This is a genomic window from Peptoniphilus sp., assembly GCF_022767005.1.
Classification (GTDB): Bacteria; Bacillota; Clostridia; order Tissierellales; family Peptoniphilaceae; genus Peptoniphilus_A.
Genome location: NZ_JALEOV010000036.1, coordinates 1 through 15,728, shown reverse-complemented (window position 1 = coordinate 15,728; position 15,728 = coordinate 1). Strand labels below are relative to the sequence as shown.

The 15,728-nt window shown below is 31.0% G+C and carries 19 protein-coding genes and 1 pseudogene; 3 read left to right on the top strand and 17 right to left on the bottom strand.

All coding sequences use genetic code 11. The features are described from left to right. Positions 1 to 53: 53 nt before the first annotated feature. Positions 54 to 575, bottom strand: a complete 522-nt coding sequence (locus MR285_RS02935; protein ID WP_293557856.1) for a DUF3783 domain-containing protein — start codon at positions 573 to 575, stop codon at positions 54 to 56. Positions 576 to 645: 70 nt separating this feature from the next. Here MR285_RS02935 and MR285_RS02930 point away from each other — a divergent pair, with 70 nt between their 5' ends. Continuing rightward, positions 646 to 1,023: a hypothetical protein gene (locus MR285_RS02930; protein ID WP_293557854.1), complete on the top strand. Its 378-nt coding sequence runs from the start codon at positions 646 to 648 to the stop codon at positions 1,021 to 1,023. Positions 1,024 to 1,159: 136 nt separating this feature from the next. Here the strand turns inward: MR285_RS02930 and MR285_RS02925 are convergent, their stop codons facing one another. The 14 genes from MR285_RS02925 to MR285_RS02860 form a co-directional block, all read right to left on the bottom strand. After that, positions 1,160 to 1,534, bottom strand: coding sequence for a VOC family protein (locus MR285_RS02925; protein WP_293557852.1), 375 nt, complete (start codon positions 1,532 to 1,534; stop codon positions 1,160 to 1,162). 96 nt (positions 1,535 to 1,630) lie between these two features. Next, positions 1,631 to 2,113, bottom strand: coding sequence for a hypothetical protein (locus tag MR285_RS02920; protein WP_293557850.1), 483 nt, complete (start codon positions 2,111 to 2,113; stop codon positions 1,631 to 1,633). Between the two features lie 42 nt (positions 2,114 to 2,155). After that, positions 2,156 to 2,632, bottom strand: coding sequence for a hypothetical protein (locus tag MR285_RS02915; protein ID WP_293557848.1), 477 nt, complete (start codon positions 2,630 to 2,632; stop codon positions 2,156 to 2,158). 127 nt (positions 2,633 to 2,759) lie between these two features. Further along, positions 2,760 to 3,443: a V-type ATP synthase subunit D gene (locus tag MR285_RS02910; protein WP_293557846.1), complete on the bottom strand. Its 684-nt coding sequence runs from the start codon at positions 3,441 to 3,443 to the stop codon at positions 2,760 to 2,762. Beyond that, on the bottom strand, positions 3,443 to 4,867 hold the full coding sequence (locus MR285_RS02905) for a V-type ATP synthase subunit B (protein ID WP_293557844.1): 1,425 nt from the start codon (positions 4,865 to 4,867) through the stop codon (positions 3,443 to 3,445). The genes MR285_RS02910 and MR285_RS02905 overlap by 1 nt, the downstream gene beginning before the upstream one ends. Then, a complete protein-coding gene (locus MR285_RS02900) occupies positions 4,860 to 6,629 on the bottom strand; it encodes a V-type ATP synthase subunit A (protein WP_293557842.1) in 1,770 nt (589 codons plus the stop codon). The genes MR285_RS02905 and MR285_RS02900 overlap by 8 nt, the downstream gene beginning before the upstream one ends. A 26-nt stretch (positions 6,630 to 6,655) precedes the next feature. Continuing rightward, entirely contained in the window at positions 6,656 to 6,970 is a 315-nt protein-coding gene (locus tag MR285_RS02895; RefSeq protein WP_075659113.1) for a V-type ATP synthase subunit F, read from the bottom strand. Continuing rightward, positions 6,963 to 7,955, bottom strand: coding sequence for a V-type ATP synthase subunit C (locus MR285_RS02890; RefSeq protein WP_293557838.1), 993 nt, complete (start codon positions 7,953 to 7,955; stop codon positions 6,963 to 6,965). Before MR285_RS02890 ends, MR285_RS02895 begins: the two co-directional genes overlap by 8 nt. A 17-nt stretch (positions 7,956 to 7,972) precedes the next feature. Next, positions 7,973 to 8,521 carry a V-type ATP synthase subunit E gene (locus tag MR285_RS02885; RefSeq protein ID WP_293557836.1) on the bottom strand — a complete coding sequence of 183 codons (549 nt, stop codon included), beginning with the start codon at positions 8,519 to 8,521 and terminating at the stop codon, positions 7,973 to 7,975. Positions 8,522 to 8,529: 8 nt separating this feature from the next. Next, positions 8,530 to 9,000: a V-type ATP synthase subunit K gene (locus MR285_RS02880; protein WP_293557834.1), complete on the bottom strand. Its 471-nt coding sequence runs from the start codon at positions 8,998 to 9,000 to the stop codon at positions 8,530 to 8,532. Positions 9,001 to 9,010: 10 nt separating this feature from the next. Continuing rightward, entirely contained in the window at positions 9,011 to 10,957 is a 1,947-nt protein-coding gene (locus MR285_RS02875; RefSeq protein ID WP_293557832.1) for a V-type ATP synthase subunit I, read from the bottom strand. After that, a complete protein-coding gene (locus tag MR285_RS02870; RefSeq protein WP_293557830.1) occupies positions 10,944 to 11,267 on the bottom strand; it encodes a hypothetical protein in 324 nt (107 codons plus the stop codon). Before MR285_RS02870 ends, MR285_RS02875 begins: the two co-directional genes overlap by 14 nt. Positions 11,268 to 11,499: 232 nt before the next feature. Next, complete coding sequence (locus MR285_RS02865) at positions 11,500 to 12,066, bottom strand: ECF transporter S component (protein WP_293557829.1); 567 nt, start codon at positions 12,064 to 12,066, stop codon at positions 11,500 to 11,502. After that, positions 12,063 to 13,010 carry a nucleoside hydrolase gene (locus MR285_RS02860; protein WP_293557827.1) on the bottom strand — a complete coding sequence of 316 codons (948 nt, stop codon included), beginning with the start codon at positions 13,008 to 13,010 and terminating at the stop codon, positions 12,063 to 12,065. Before MR285_RS02860 ends, MR285_RS02865 begins: the two co-directional genes overlap by 4 nt. A gap of 156 nt (positions 13,011 to 13,166) precedes the next feature. On the opposite strand from MR285_RS02860, the gene MR285_RS02855 reads away from it, so the two are divergent. Beyond that, a complete protein-coding gene (locus MR285_RS02855) occupies positions 13,167 to 13,754 on the top strand; it encodes a TlpA disulfide reductase family protein (protein WP_293557825.1) in 588 nt (195 codons plus the stop codon). Positions 13,755 to 13,836: 82 nt separating this feature from the next. Here MR285_RS02855 and MR285_RS02850 read toward each other — a convergent pair whose 3' ends face one another. After that, complete coding sequence (locus MR285_RS02850) at positions 13,837 to 14,304, bottom strand: YbaK/EbsC family protein (protein WP_293557823.1); 468 nt, start codon at positions 14,302 to 14,304, stop codon at positions 13,837 to 13,839. A gap of 544 nt (positions 14,305 to 14,848) precedes the next feature. Here MR285_RS02850 and MR285_RS02845 point away from each other — a divergent pair. Further along, positions 14,849 to 15,388: a glutathione peroxidase gene (locus MR285_RS02845; protein WP_293557821.1), complete on the top strand. Its 540-nt coding sequence runs from the start codon at positions 14,849 to 14,851 to the stop codon at positions 15,386 to 15,388. 130 nt (positions 15,389 to 15,518) lie between these two features. Here the strand turns inward: MR285_RS02845 and MR285_RS02840 are convergent. After that, a pseudogene (locus MR285_RS02840) lies at positions 15,519 to 15,728 on the bottom strand (elongation factor Tu); the annotation flags it as partial.

The window sequence follows — 15,728 nt, the reverse complement described above, 5'->3', positions numbered from 1 at the left end:
TTTTATCTTTGAAAAATTATTAAAAATGCAAAATTATCACGTTGCCTTTACAACTATTTAATATTTAATTTTTCTTTTAGCTCCTTTATGGCACTATCTAGTTTTTCTTCGTCTAATTCTCTATTTTTATTCTCAATTGCCCTTTCCACTAACTCTCTTAATTCGTCATCCTCTTCTTTTTCTAATTTATCTAGGGATGTTTTTACAAGTTTGCCAAGTTCTTTAAACTTCATAACTACTCTATGCTCATCTGCAATATGCCCCATTAAAAATGCAAAAGTCCACTCTGAATTTGTCTCTGTAAGTACACACTTATTGTCAACTGTTACGCCTTCCCCTTTTAAAGCAATTAAAAAGTCGCGCAAAATATTTCTATCGAAGTTAGAAAACACCATTAATTTATTTTCGTCTTCTACGCTTTCATTTTTTCTTAAATCTAAATTAAAAAGGTCGCCAACTTTTTTCTCTAATTCTTTTTCTGATATTTTATTTATTTCAATTTCATATTCTCTTGCAACTTTTTCTGTAATCTCTGCTTTTTCTTTTTCTAGTCCGTATAATAATATTTTTTTCACTTTAACACCTCTCTTTTAATTTACCCAAATATTTTTTATTTATTGGGTATATTATTTTTGAGGTGATTTTATGCGACTAAATAAGGGTGATGAAGTTATTTACGAAAGAACTTTTACTGAAAAGGATTTAAAAGACTATGCGGAAAATTCAAATTTTTGGGGCAAGCACCACGAAAGTCCCAATGACAATGGCGAATATCTTTTGCAGGGTCTATTAACTGCAAGCCTTACAAATAAAATTGGCGGCGACTACGATATTTTGATGTATAGAATGGAATTTGACTTTTTGAAAAAAGCTTATACGGGTAGAAAAATTAAATGTGTAAATAAAGTTGATAAAGTGGAAAATAAGCGTGGCAGAAATTTTATTGATATAACTTCTGATGTGTATGACGAGAATGGCGACCACCTTCTTCGCGGAGTTTTAAAGGGAATATTATTAGATTAATAACTTTGCCTTTTAAAGGTTATTTAATTAGAAAAATCAAAAAATGGATGCCACCTGCTTTGCATAGGTTGCATCCATTAATGTAAATTATGTGTTCAGTTTTTTGGTACACATCATGTTCTACTTTTATAAAATTTTATTTTTCTCCAATTACTTCAATTTTATATCCATCTGGATCTTTTATGAAGAAATAATGATCTGATTTGTCTGAAAGTGCTTTTAATTCTGTTACATCATAACCTTTATTTTTTAGTTCTTCTCTAAAACTTTTTATATCTTTGTGTGAAATTGCAATATGACCGTAGCCATCTCCAATTGTATAATCTCTTCCGTCATAATTATATGTTAGTTCTAACTCATAGGGTGAATCCTCGAGTTTTAAATATAAAAGTGTGAATTTATCTTCTGGAAAGTCTTTTCTTCTTGATTCAACAAAACCTAAGGCTTCTTTGTAAAACTTTTCAGATCTTTCCAAATCCTTTACTCTAATCATAGTGTGTAAAAATTTCATATCATCCCTCCAATTTTTATACCAATATTACTTCTAATGCAAAAGTTCTAAAAAATATCTATTGAAAATTTTACTAATCAATAGATATCCTTATCTTTACATATAATGATAGCGACTTAAAATATTAGCTAAATAGTCTAAATATTTTAGGCTATCTTCTTTTTTATCTTCTTCTGTTATTCCTCTGTATAAAGAAATTTCTTCAAAAATAATATGTTGATCTACACTAAAAAATTGCGTCTTTTTTTCAAATAATAGATAATAATAATCTAACTTGTTAGAATCTTCGTTGCCTAAAAAGTATATTTCTGTCTTTTCATTTTTTGGTATCTTATATATCACAAGTTCTAATATTTCATCACAAAATTTTTCAATTTCACAATCATTTATCCAATTCATTAAGATAAATTTAAAGCTTACTCTATTATCCCTTATATATTCTGAAAAGTTAATTTTATATGCGTCATATCTATCTTCTATCCAATTTAAAATTTCATCAGATGATTTTTTTCTAGGAAGATCTAAGGTTTTATATAGCTCTTTCATATAATCATATATATTAAATTTTTTGCACTTCATATTCTATTAACCTTTTGATAAAGTTTATATGTTTTTCAACAATTAAATTTTTCCTATATAGTTGAAAAAAAAGTCAATATTAGTTAAATAGTCTAAATATTTTAGGCTATCTTCTTTTTTATCTTCTTCTGTTATTCCTCCATATAAAAAAACTTCTTCAAAAATAATATGTTGATCTACACTAAAAAGCTGCGTCTTTTTTTCAAACAATAGATAATAATAATCTAACTTGTTAGAATCTTCGTTGCCTAAAAAGTATATTTCTGTCTTTTTATTTTTTGGTATTTTATATATCACAAGTTCTAATATTTCATCGCAAAATTTTTCAATTTCGCAATCATTTATCCAATTCATTAAGATAAATTTAAAGCTTACTCTATTGTCCCTTATATATTCTGAAAAGCTAATTTTATATGCGTCATATCTATCTTCTATCCAATTTAAAATTTCATCAGATGATTTTTTTCTTGGTAATTTAAAATTTTTATATTTTTCTTTTATAATTGTAGCTTGATTCATTAGTATAGTCCATCCACTATTTCACTACTTGCGACAAATTAATTTAATATTTTTTTGACCTCAATCTCATATAAAATATAAATCAATATTTATGTTACAAAAGATGCATTAATAATATGATTTTTAATTACATTAATTCTGCATTTACTTTTTCTATTTTTTCTTCTTTAAGTTCGTCCTTTGAGATAATGTCTTTAACTTTCATTAACCTTGTGATATTTGCTCTTTCGCTTTCGTCAAGTTTTGAGCGAATATATTTTATTGTTTCCTGCAAGTCTGGAATTGTTTTATACTCAAGGGCATTTACTCTTCTTCTAGTTTTTTCAATTTCATTGGCTAAAAGTTGTGCTGCCTTTTCCTTTTGTGTAAGTTTCAAAAGTTCATCCATTACTTCTGTAAGATTATCAATAGCAGAGTCAAGGTCCGATGTAGTTTGTGCATAGCCATAGGGATAGCGTGATGCGTCTTCAGATGTTTTTTTTGTTATAAATTTCATCTCTGGCACATCTACGGACATTACATTTTTCTTCTTGATTTCAACAAGTGTTTTCATTGTTGGAAGGGAAATTGCTTCTTCAAGCATTTCTGGACTCATAGCAGCTGATGCCATTAAAAATGCCTTAAAGGAATTTTGCAATTTTTCTTCCACTTCTAATCTTAGCTTTTTATTTTCCTTTATGAGAGTTATAAATTGTCTCATAAGTTCGTCTTGTTTGTCCTTTAAAAGCTTGTGCCCTCTACTTGATGTTTCTAATTTGCCTTTTAATATGGATAAATTCATTCTAGTGGGATTTATTTTAAGTCTTGTCATTATAATCCCTCATTTTCTACATTTTTATGATCTCCAGGATCGCTATTTTTTTTCTCCTTATCGCCCAAATATTTTTCGATTAATTTGTCGTCAATTCTCTTTAATTCAGTCTTAGGTATTAGAGAAAGAAGTTCCCAACCTAAATTTAATGTTTCCTCTATTGACCTATTAGTTTCAAAACCTTGTGATACATATTGTTTTTCAAATAAGTCTGCAAATCTTGCAAATGCTTTGTCAGTTTCTGATAGTGCTGTTTCTCCAAGGATTGCAGAAAGTTCCTTTGCTTCTTTACCTGCAGTGTAAGCTGCATAAATTTGATTCATTGTATCGGCGTGGTCTTCACGAGTTTTTCCTTCTCCAATTCCCTTGTCTTTAAGTCTTGAAAGTGATGGTATTGCATTAATAGGTGGTTCTAATCCTTGTTTATATAAATCTGTTGATAGAATTATTTGTCCTTCAGTAATATATCCCGTTAAGTCTGGAATAGGGTGAGTGATATCTCCTTCTGGCATTGTCAAAATAGGAATTTGTGTAATAGAGCCTTCTCTTCCCTTAATTCTTCCTGCTCTTTCGTAAATACCGGCAAGGTCTGTGTATAGATAACCAGGATAACCACGTCTACCTGGAACTTCCTTTCTTGCTGCAGATACTTCTCTTAGTGCTTCAGCATAATTTGTCATATCTGTTAAGATTACAAGAACGTGCTTTCCAAGTTCAAATGCCAAATATTCTGCTGCTGTAAGTGCCATCTTTGGAGTTGCAAGTCTTTCAATTGCTGGGTCATTGGCAAGGTTCATGAATAAAACTGCTCTATCTATGGCGCCAGTTTTTGTGAAGTCGTCTATAAAGTATTGTGCCTCTTCAAAAGTAATGCCCATTGCTGCAAACACTACGGCAAAATCTCCACCAGAAAGTACAGTCGCTTGTCTTGCGATTTGTGCTGCAAGTTCGTTGTGTGGAAGTCCCGCTTCAGAGAATATTGGAAGTTTTTGTCCTCTAACAAGAGTGTTAAGTCCATCTATTACAGATACACCTGTTTGAATAAATTCAGATGGATAGTCTCTTGAAACTGGATTTATTGCAGTTCCGTTTATATCAATTTTCTCTTTAGGAATAATCTTTGGACCACCGTCAATTGGTTCGCCAAGCCCGTCAAATACCCTGCCAATCATATCTGGCGATACTCCAAGTTCAAGTGGTTTTCCTAAAAATCTTACGCTTGTGTCCATTAAATTTATTCCACTGGAGCCTTCAAAAATTTGAACCATGGCTTTGTCGCCTTCAATTTCTATAACACGTCCACGTCTTTTTTCGCCGGTTTGAAGTTCGATGTCCACAAGTTCTTCGTAGGTTGCACCTTCTACTCCTTCAACAGTCATAAGAGGTCCAACGACTTCTGTTACTGATTTATATTCTTTAAGCATCTACATCACCGACCTGTTCTAATTCTTTAAGTTCACTGTCAATTTTATCTTTTATTGCGTCAATTTTTTCTAATTCGTCATTTGGCACATACTTCATTCTCGCAATATTCTCTTTTACATCAAGTTTTTCTATTTCACTAAAGTAAGCACCCTTTTCCAATGCTTCTTGACATTTGTCGTAGAAGTAAAGGATTGTATCAAGCATCTTGAATTGCTTTTCAAGAGGACAGAAAGTATCTACATCGTGAAAGGCATTTTGTTGTAAAAAGTCTTCACGAATTGACTTTGTTGTGTCAAGTTTAACTTGGTCTTCGTCAGATAATGTATCACGACCTACTAGTCTTACGACTTCAAGTAATGAAGTTTCTTCTTGTAAAAGTGCCATGGCTCTTTTTCTTAGCAAAGAAAATCTTCTATCTACATTTTCGTCTAAATATTTATCAATTTTAGATTGATAAAGTGAATAAGAATCAATCCAATTAATAGCTGGGAAGTGTCTTTGGTAAGACAAATCGTAGTCAAGTTTCCAAAATATTTTTACAATTCTAAGTGTATTTTGAGTAACTGGTTCAGAAATATCTCCTCCTGGAGGGGAAACTGCACCTATTACAGAAAGTGCTCCTTCTCTTTCTTCGCTGCCATTTACAATAACACGACCCGCTCTTTCATAAAATTCTGCAATTCTTGAGCCAAGGTATGCTGGATAACCTTCGTCGCCTGGCATTTCTTCAAGACGACCAGACATTTCACGAAGGGCTTCTGCCCAACGAGAAGTGGAGTCAGCCATCATTGCAACAGAATAACCCATATCTCTAAAATATTCTGAAATTGTAATTCCTGTGTAAATTGATGCTTCACGTGCTGCTACTGGCATATTTGATGTGTTGGCAATAAGCACTGTCCTCTTCATAATTGATTCGCCAGTTGAAGGATCCATTAACTCTGGAAATTCCATAAGTACGTCTGTCATTTCGTTTCCACGTTCGCCACAACCTACATAGACAACTATTTGTGCATCTGCCCATTTTGCAAGTTGATGTTGTACAACTGTTTTTCCTGAACCAAAAGGTCCTGGAATGGCAGCAGTACCACCCTTTGTAATTGGGAAAAATGTATCTATTACTCTTTGTCCAGTAACGAGGGGTTCCTTTGGATCGACCTTTTTCTTGTAAGGTCTTCCCTTTCTTACTGGCCATTTTTGTATCATCGTTAGATTTTTGTCGCCCTTTTCTGTTTCTATTGTTGCAATAGTTTCTTCTACGGTAAAAGAGCCTTCTTTAATGTCTTTTATCTTGCCCTTTATTCCATTGGGTACCATAATTTTATGAGTTACAACTGCTGTTTCTTCAACTGTTCCAAGAATATCTCCTGCTTCAACTTCATCTCCAACATTTGCAACTTTTTTAAATTCCCATTTTTTTTCTCTATTTAAAGGATTTACTATAACTCCTCTTTTTAAAAAGTCTCCAGCTTCGTTTCTAAGTCCAACAAGAGGTCTTTGAATTCCGTCAAACATTTGCTCAATCATTCCAGGACCAAGCTCAACGGAAAGTGGCGCTCCTGTTGTATATACTTCATCTCCAGGGCCAATACCTGTTGTTTCTTCATAAACTTGAATGGAAGCCTTGTCGCCTCTCATTTCAATTACTTCGCCAATAAGTTTGTCTTTAGAAACTTCTACTACGTCATAGACATTGGCATCTTCCATGCCACTTGCCACGACTAGTGGTCCGGATACTTTAATTATCTTTCCTGATTTCAATAAAGCTCCTCCTCATAAAAAGGTGATTAATCACCTAATATATTTGCTCCAACTGCCTTTTCAACATTTTTGTTTAAGTTATTCATGCCTATACCAAGAGTTCCCTTGTTGGAAGGAATTACTATAATGGCAGGCAATAATTTGTCATTATATCTATCAATGGTATTAGGTATTTTTTCTGCAAGTTCTTCTGTTATATAAATTACACCGTAATCTTTTTTTGCAAGGGCATCAACTTTAGCCCTAGCATCTTTTTCTTCGTAACTTACGAAGACATCTATTCCAATAGCCTTAAAGGATAGAACTGAATCCTTATCGCCAATAACCGCTATTTTATACATAACTATCACGCAACTTTTCTCTAATAAATTCACTATCTAGTCCATTTAATTTAGAAACTAAAATAATTCTAAGATTTTTAATTTCCATTTCTTTAGCCAAAGCATTGGCAAATATAATTTCTGGACCATAAGTGATGTACTTTACATCTTTTATCAAATCTATAAAGTAATTATCCATCTCTTTTTCAAAGTTCGAAAGATTTCCTTTCTCCTTAAAAGAATCTAAGGCATCTTTAATATACTTGTAAATATCAAGTTTTTTAAAGGCATCTGTGTCTGAACTTATATCTCTATTTAATAAATCCATATAAGTTTCTTCTCTGACATTTCCGCCTATTATGATTACATTCCTCAAAAATTCAACATCTTTTTTTTGCTTTTTAGCCCTTAGAAGTGTTCTAATATTTGTAAAATCAATTAAATTTTTTGCATATTTTATAAATAAGTCAACTTCAGACTCTTTTGCAAGTTCAAGTAATTCTTTAAAATAAGCGTTGTCGAGATATATATCAATTAGCTGTGGATCTTTTTTTTCTTCGTAAATCTCCTCAACTTTTGCTATAAGCTCAAAATATTTATTCTTTTTGCTGCCTTTAATTAGGGCATCTCTATATTCTTTTAAGTCAAAATCTCCAATATTCATATAAAGATCTTTTAAGTCCTTTTTCCCAATATCTTCTTTTATTAGAACTTTTAAATTGTGATAAAAATACTTCAATGTTACAAGAAGAATGGGAATTTTGGAAGGAGAAATATCGTAAAGTTCGTCGTAAAACCTTGTTAGCTCTTCTTTTAAAATATATTCATATTCTGTGGGAGAAGAGATTTTATTTATATATTTGTTATAAACTGTATCAGATAGAGATCTAAGTGCGTCTTCCAAGGAATCCCCTTCAGAAATCCTTATAAAGTTTTCACTTTTTAAAAGCTCCTTTTCCAAGACTCTAAGTCTTGTGGAACTTTGGATAAATTTACTTCTATCCATTTAACCACCTTTTCCTTTTAACTGAAAAGTTTTTCAGCTAAAAATTTTTCTAACTCTTCTCTTTCAGATTTCACAATAGCTCTAAAGTCGCCATTGTAAATTAAATTTCCATCGTGTAGGACAAATCCTCTGTCAACATCCTTGTCAGATACTTTGAAACCAAGATTTGCATTTTTAACTGCTTCTCTATATTTACTTGGTACATCTAAAATTGAATTTTTGTCCTCTACGCCTTCAACATTATTTTTTACAAATTTCACAAAATCTTCTTCTGATAAATTTTCAAGTTCTACTATTGCTTTTTCAAGAACTCTATCTATAACCTTATGCTTTTCTGCTAAAACGTCATCTCTCGCCTTTAGCTCGGCACTTGATTTTGCTCTTTTTAAAATGTCTTCTCTTTCTCTTTTTGAGATTTCATTGATTTTATCAGCTAAAAATTTTGCATCATCTTTTCTTTTTTCTACAATTGTGTTTTTTTTGTCTTCAGCTTCTGCTATGATTTCATCTGCCTTTGTTTTTGCATCCTCAATAATTTTATTTAAAATATTTTCAAGTCCTGCCATAGTATCACCTAGGCTCTAAATAGGATAAAGAATGAAATTGCAAAGGCAAGAATTGCATAAAGTTCAACCATTACTGCAAAGATAATACCCTTTGCTTGTTGTTCTTCATTTTTTGCCAAAATATTAATACCAGCAACAGAAACTTTACCTTGTGCAATTGCAGATATAAGTCCAGCAAGTCCAATTACTGCACCACTTGCCATGTACATAAATCCAGTGTTTATTGGAGTGTCTGCTGAAAGTCTAAATAAAATAAATAGTCCAATTACAAATCCGTAAAGACCTTGTGTACCTGGTAGTAATTGAAGTACAAGGGATTTACCAAATTTTTCTGGTTCGTCAATTACTACTCCTGCTGCAGCTTCACCTGCCATACCTACTCCCTTAGCAGAACCAGCACCTGAAAGTGCAACTGCAAAGAAAATTCCAATTGATCCTAAAATCAATCCACCGTATTCTCCCATTAATCCATTTAACATATTAATCCTCCTAGTCTATATTAAAGTAATCTGAATTTTCTATCATTTTTTTGAAAGGTATGCCTCCACCTTCATAAAATTTATTAAACATTTCTACATAAGTAAGCCTTGCCGTATGAACATAGGCTGACAAATAAGAAAGGAAAGCATTAAATAATTGAAATACAACAAAAATAATTATTGCAAATATTTTTCCAATTATATTTGAACCAAAAAGCATTCCAGCAATCATATTTATGGCAAGTCCCAAGAAAGAACCAGATAAAACTAATGCCATAAGTCTTAGGTAAGACACAAAATCTCCTAGATAAGAAGAAATTCCGTATAGGGAATAAACTCCCCAACCAATTTTTCCTGCAGTAGATTTTTCTTCACGTCCACCAGTTGCAACTATGCCAATCATTCCAAGTACCATTATTACTAATAATACCTTTCCAAAGGGTTCAACTTGTGGAAGAACTTTGCTTAAAATAAATCCAATTGCACCTAACACTGCCATGTACCAAAATCCAACATCAAATAATGCATCCTTTGGTTTGCCATCACGAATATCCATATAAGCCTTGATTCCAAGACCAAAGAATATGTGAATGCCCCCTAGTATTAGTGAAAGGATTACTAAAAGTGTAGAATCCTCTGCTGGATCTATTAAGCTTGGAAGCTCAATTATTCCTCCAAAGAAGGACCCAAATACAAGCCCAAATATCATTGCAGAAATGGAAAGGTAATTGAAAAATTTTATAAACTTTCTCTTTTTTTTTGTCAATTTAAAAGTTTTAAGCGCAAAAAGTGTGCCTAAAAATACTAAAAGTCCGTATCCAAAATCGCCAACCATTATACCTGCAAATATAAAATAAAAAGGTGCAAAGAAAGGTGTTGGGTCAATTTCATTGTACTTTGGCATTGAATACATTTCCGTCATAAGTTCAAAGGGACTTACAAAGGAATTGTTTTTTAGTAAAATCGGAACCTTACCTGAATCTCTATTTGCATCTTCCGCATTTAGATAATAATCATCGCCACATACTTTTTTTACTTCATCTTCGAAGTTATTTAATTTTTCGCTTGGAACATAACCTTCAATTAAATCAAGTTCTGTTGTTTTTAAAAATTTTCTCTCTGACATTATCTTAATTTTTTCATTGCGATAATATTCATAGGAAAATTTAAAATCTTCTAAATATTTTAAATAAGTCTTTAGCTCTTCTTCTATATTTTTATTCTTTTCAAAAAGAAACTCTTTATCTTTCTCATAGGTCTCTATCTTGTCCTTAACTTTGCCATCTGCTTTGACATTTATAGGTGTAAATCCAAAATTTGAAAATAGAGTTTTTACCTCATTCTCCGCAGATTTTTCAACTATTATGAGATAATAATAAAAGTTTTTGTCCTTTGAAACCCTTTCAATATACACGAGGTCATTTTTTATAAATTCACTCTCAAATTCAGCTCCATGGCTTGTCGATATAGTTCCCGTGTAAATGTTTACAGAGCCCATTGAATTAATATCCTTCAATGAAGATGATAGATCCTCCCATGGTTTAAGTTCCACTATTTTTGATTCAATATTTTGAATTTTGCTATTGTTTTTATCCTTAGCATCTACAAGAGCTTTTATCTCTGAATCGATTTTTTCAAAGGGAAAGGCAATTGCTCTGGAGGCAAGTTCCTCCAAGGTAATGTCTTCTACTCCCTCTTTCATGGCTTTAATAGGATTTTCCTTTTCTTTAAACTTTAGCAGCAGATCAATATCGTCCTTTGACCTCTTAATTTTATCGTCAATTTCTATTAAATCTTCTGAAGATCTAGGCCTTGAAAAATCATCTTCTGAAAAATCAGAATCAAAATTGGACTCGTCAATGTGAACATAATTAAATTTTTGAAATTTATTAATTAATTTTTCTCTATCCTCATCAAAGATAAAGAGTTTGAATTTTTTCATGTTAACTATTGCCATTATTCACAATCCTCTCTACCACTGACTTTACAATTTCAGCTTCTTTGTCTTTAGAAATTTTTGAAATATCAATAATCTTTTTTTCTGCTTCTTCTCTTATTGGCAATACAGATTCTTCTCCTTCTTTTCTCGCCTTTTCAAGAAATTCGTCTTTGCTCGCCTTTGCCCTTTGGACAATAGCATCATAGGACTCTTCTGCAGCAGATTTTGCTTTTTCTATAATTTCCTTAGCCTTAACTTCTGCATCGTCAATAATTTTTTTTGCCTCAGCTTCAGTGTCTTTAACTTTTTTTACTGCATCATCTGACACTAAATCACCTCCAGTGTAAAATCTTTTATAGAGTAATTATATCACTTGTTAAATTATTATTTAACAATAATCATAATAAATTTAATTTCAGCTACTTTTCTTAATACCCCATTAATTTATCTTTATTTAAAAAATATAAAAAAAGTGAATTTTTTTATTTTGCTTTTTCTAATTTGATTCTGTAAATTCACACAAGTGTACTAATATTAAAAAAGCCACTACAAAAAGTGGTTTAAAAATTATGATTAAATTTATTATTTTTTAAGATATTTTGAAAAGCGTTCATATTGTAAATTTTTGAAACTAATAAGACTGAAAATAACTTGTCTGCATAATCCGTTATAATTTGAACTACAAAGACAATTACAAAATCTGAAATATCCATGACAGCACGAAGAGCTTGAACAATATAACTTGAACCAGCTGTTGTAACTGTACCAAAAAGATATGTTGCTATAAGTGCAGATGAAATTGCAACTGGAATAGACATAGCCGGTGTGAGATAAAATTTTGATAAAAACTTATCTCTTTTCAAAAATTCAAAGTAACCTGATGTAAATCCTACTATAATTTGTGTTGGCATAAAATAAATTGCAATTGGATCTCCTATGCTATTTGCAAATGCGGAAATTATTCCAGTCAAAATTCCAAAAGCTGGTCCAAAAGAAAAACCAGCCATTATTGTCCCAATAGAATCGAGATATACTGGAAGCTTTAATACTACGGCAAGCCATGCACTTACAGAGTTTATTGCGACACAAAGTGCAATAAAAGTGATTTTTTTTGAACTCATTTTCATATTAAATCACCTAAAATATTTTTATCTACTTTTGAATTTGTAATTATCTCTATAAATTCCGTCCACACTTCTAACAAGTTCAAATCTTCATATAAAATTATATTTTTTTCTCTCTTCATGAAGTTCATTTCGTCCACCATGAGCATCCCCCTTGCAGGACCATCTGTTATGCATTCTGCACTATAAATGCTCTTCTTAAATAATTCTGGTTTTCTTTCAGCTAAAATTGTAAGTGGATCATTTATCACTGAACCAATAATTTTTTCATATTCCCAGTGAAAATCCATATAAAAGTTTGTTATTTTTTCTATAAAATTTCCCATTTCAAGATTTAATCTCTTAATATAGGATAAAATACTCGGCGTCAATACAAATTTTCTCGTAACATCAAGGGGCATTATTTCAACTTTATTTGGTGCATTTTTTATAACATAGTCTGCTGCCTCTGGGTCGACATAAAAATTAAATTCAGCAATTGGACTCATGTTCCCATAACTCTTAAAGTTTCCACCCATTATAATGATTCTAGTGTCTTTAAATGCAATTCTATCCTTTTTTAGTGCTCTAGCAATATTAGTGAGTGGCCCCAGTGCAAAAATAGTTACATCTCCCTTTTTAGCTTCTTCTACTAAAAAGTTAATTGCATCGCCATCTATCTCTTTCTCATCATATTTTAGATAAGTTTCGCCAAGACCGTCCTTTCCATGAGTATCCTCTGCGTTGATAAATTCTTTAGTAAGAGGAGATTTGCTTCCCATATAGATTTTAAAATCTCGATTTAAAAATTTTGAAAGTCTAAGTACATTTTTCCTTCCCTTTTCAACGTGCACATTACCTGAAACTAAAGAAATCCCGAGAATATCATATTCCATTACATTATTTGATAAAATAATTGCAATAGAATCGTCAATCCCGGGATCTGCGTCAATAATAATTTTCTTCATTTTAACCTCCATTTCTTTGGAGAACAATTAGTTTTTTATACTTGGAGTTCCCGAACAAGTGAGATTTATTATACATTATTTTTTTTAAATAGACAAGTTTTCTTGTATCAAGTATAATTGTAATAACCAAATTAAAATTTAAATAGGAGTGTTTACATGAAAAAACTTTTTAAAATACTAATTTTATTTGCAATGGTCCTTACACTTTTTGCTTGCAACAAAAAAAATGACGCAGCAAAGACAAATAAAATTGAAAAAACAGAAGAAACTACAGCAAGTGCAATGAAGCTAACAGAAATGCCAATTGATAAATTTGATTTTCAAACTATGGAAATAATGGATGGCAAAATCATAAAATCAGAAGAATTTTACAAAGATAAACCTATTACACTTGTAAATATATGGGGAACTTTTTGTGGACCTTGTAAAGAAGAAATGCCTGATTTAGCAAAATTATACGAAAAATATAAAGACAAGGTAAATTTTCTTGGCGTAGTTGTGGATACAAATGTTAGCATGGATACTAACGTTGAGGAAGCTCAAAAAATTATAAAGGACTCAGGCGTAAATTACACTAATATAATGCCTAGTCCAACTATGGAAGATAATTTAGTAAATATTTCTGCAATTCCAACAACATTCTTTGTAAATAGTGAAGGAAAAATTCTTGGTGGATTTGTTGGTAAAGCTGATAAAGATAGTCTAGCAGCTACTATTGAAAAAGTTATAGCAGAAAACAAATAATAAAAAAGATGAGTTCATGATGGACTCATCTTTTTTGTGGAAATTTTTAATTTACGAACTAAATTTATAAACTCAAACTAATTTACATACTTTTACAAACATCTATCCACTGTTTGTAATTCGAATACTTTTCAAGCTCTTCTATTGACAATTCAATGGCACTATTGCTACTGCCACAAGCAGGAAATACTGTCTCAAATCTTTTTAGTGACATATCCAAATAAACTTCAACATTTTTATTAATGCCAAAGGGGCAAACTCCTCCAACTTTATGTCCAATTAACTCTTCTACATTATCTTTATCTATCATCTTTGCTTTTGTACCAAAAAATGCTTTAAATTTCTTGTTGTCAATTTTAACATCTCCTGCTGCAACTATTAGTATTGGTTCATCCTTTACTAAAAAAGAAAGGCTCTTTGCAATTCTCTCAGGCTCACAGTTTAGCACACTTGCTGCAAGTTCCACAGTTGCACTTGATGTTTTAAATTCAATAATTTTATCTTCTATGCCATATTTTTTTAAATAATCTTTTACTTTTTCTATGCTCATTTTCCGCCACCTTTTTAATTTTTATTATTATATCATAAATAATTTTTTATAAAATATAAGTTATAAAATAAAAAAATCTAATGAATTTTAATATATATAGAGATCATTTTCTTTAATTTTCTTACTTATGTCCTTATATACAACTTAACTTATTTGCATATTTCATATATTAGTTCTTCGTAACTTTTTAATTCTTATCCATAAAATATTTCTAGTTTAGCATTTAAAAAAGTTTTCCATTGAAGAATCATCTAAGCATTATTTTTCTCTACATATTTTAAATGATATTTTTTTACCTAAATTATTGGAACCATCTGATCTATGTTTATTTATCCAGTTAAACAAAGTGCTTTCAGAAACACTATATTTTTTTCTAGAACTTTATATCCACCTGATTTCCATGATAAATATTCCACAACTATTTTCACATGAAAAAACTCCACTATATTTCGAATTTTTGGATTCAGTTAATTATAAAAACTTACCTTTATTGTTAGTTTTTTTATTTTTTGGGTAAACTAATTACGAATTAGGAGGCTACAAAATGATTTATGATTATAAAGTAGAAAAACAAGATGGCAGTTTCTTGGATTTAAGAGAGTTAGAAGGTAAGGTTATATTAATTGTTAACACTGCTACAAAATGTGGATTCACTCCACAATATGAAGACCTTGAAAATTTATATGAAAAATATCACGACAAGGGTCTAGAAATAATTGACATACCTTGCAACCAATTTAAAGAGCAAGCACCTGAAAGTGACTCAGAAATTACACATTTTTGTCAAGTTAATTACGACATTAAATTTCCACAAATGAAAAAAGCTGATGTCAATGGCGAAAATGAAATTGAACTCTACAAATTTTTAAAATCTCAAAAAGGTTTTGAAGGTTTTGGGAAGGGTCCTAAAGCACTTGCAATGTCAACCTTATTAAAAACTATTGACAAAGATTATAAAAATAATCCCGACATAAAGTGGAATTTTACTAAGTTTTTAGTCAATAGAGAAGGTGAAGTTGTAGCAAGATTTGAACCAACTGAAAAGATGGAAAAAATAGACAAAAAAATTGCTGAATTAATTTAATTTCAATATAATTTTATTATGTATTTAAAAGCTTCTGTAACATTTATACAGAAGCTTTTTATATGCGCTTAAGAAACAACAAAAAAATAAGAGCAGTTGCCTGCTCTCATTTGTATTTTATTCTTTGGAATTAGTCAAGAATTTTTGATACTACTCCTGATGCTACTGTTCTTCCACCTTCACGAATGGCAAATCTTAGTCCTTCGTCCATTGCTATTGGTGTGATTAGTGTTACTGTAAATGTGGAGTTGTCTCCTGGCATTACCATTTCTGTTCCTTCTTTTAGTTGGATATCTCCTGTTACGTCTGTTGTTCTGAAGTAGAATTGTGGTCTGTATCC

What these genes read in the sequence shown, in the direction of transcription:
- MR285_RS02930 (WP_293557854.1), top strand. Translation starts at nt 646, where the DNA reads ATGCGACTAAATAAGGGTGATGAAGTTATTTACGAAAGAACTTTTACT.
- MR285_RS02925 (WP_293557852.1), bottom strand. Translation starts at nt 1,534, where the DNA reads ATGAAATTTTTACACACTATGATTAGAGTAAAGGATTTGGAAAGATCT.
- MR285_RS02920 (WP_293557850.1), bottom strand. Translation starts at nt 2,113, where the DNA reads ATGAAGTGCAAAAAATTTAATATATATGATTATATGAAAGAGCTATAT.
- MR285_RS02915 (WP_293557848.1), bottom strand. Translation starts at nt 2,632, where the DNA reads ATGAATCAAGCTACAATTATAAAAGAAAAATATAAAAATTTTAAATTA.
- MR285_RS02910 (WP_293557846.1), bottom strand. Translation starts at nt 3,443, where the DNA reads ATGACAAGACTTAAAATAAATCCCACTAGAATGAATTTATCCATATTA.
- MR285_RS02905 (WP_293557844.1), bottom strand. Translation starts at nt 4,867, where the DNA reads ATGCTTAAAGAATATAAATCAGTAACAGAAGTCGTTGGACCTCTTATG.
- MR285_RS02895 (WP_075659113.1), bottom strand. Translation starts at nt 6,970, where the DNA reads ATGTATAAAATAGCGGTTATTGGCGATAAGGATTCAGTTCTATCCTTT.
- MR285_RS02890 (WP_293557838.1), bottom strand. Translation starts at nt 7,955, where the DNA reads ATGGATAGAAGTAAATTTATCCAAAGTTCCACAAGACTTAGAGTCTTG.
- MR285_RS02885 (WP_293557836.1), bottom strand. Translation starts at nt 8,521, where the DNA reads ATGGCAGGACTTGAAAATATTTTAAATAAAATTATTGAGGATGCAAAA.
- MR285_RS02880 (WP_293557834.1), bottom strand. Translation starts at nt 9,000, where the DNA reads ATGTTAAATGGATTAATGGGAGAATACGGTGGATTGATTTTAGGATCA.
- MR285_RS02875 (WP_293557832.1), bottom strand. Translation starts at nt 10,957, where the DNA reads ATGGCAATAGTTAACATGAAAAAATTCAAACTCTTTATCTTTGATGAG.
- MR285_RS02865 (WP_293557829.1), bottom strand. Translation starts at nt 12,066, where the DNA reads ATGAAAATGAGTTCAAAAAAAATCACTTTTATTGCACTTTGTGTCGCA.
- MR285_RS02860 (WP_293557827.1), bottom strand. Translation starts at nt 13,010, where the DNA reads ATGAAGAAAATTATTATTGACGCAGATCCCGGGATTGACGATTCTATT.
- MR285_RS02855 (WP_293557825.1), top strand. Translation starts at nt 13,167, where the DNA reads ATGAAAAAACTTTTTAAAATACTAATTTTATTTGCAATGGTCCTTACA.
- MR285_RS02850 (WP_293557823.1), bottom strand. Translation starts at nt 14,304, where the DNA reads ATGAGCATAGAAAAAGTAAAAGATTATTTAAAAAAATATGGCATAGAA.
- MR285_RS02845 (WP_293557821.1), top strand. Translation starts at nt 14,849, where the DNA reads ATGATTTATGATTATAAAGTAGAAAAACAAGATGGCAGTTTCTTGGAT.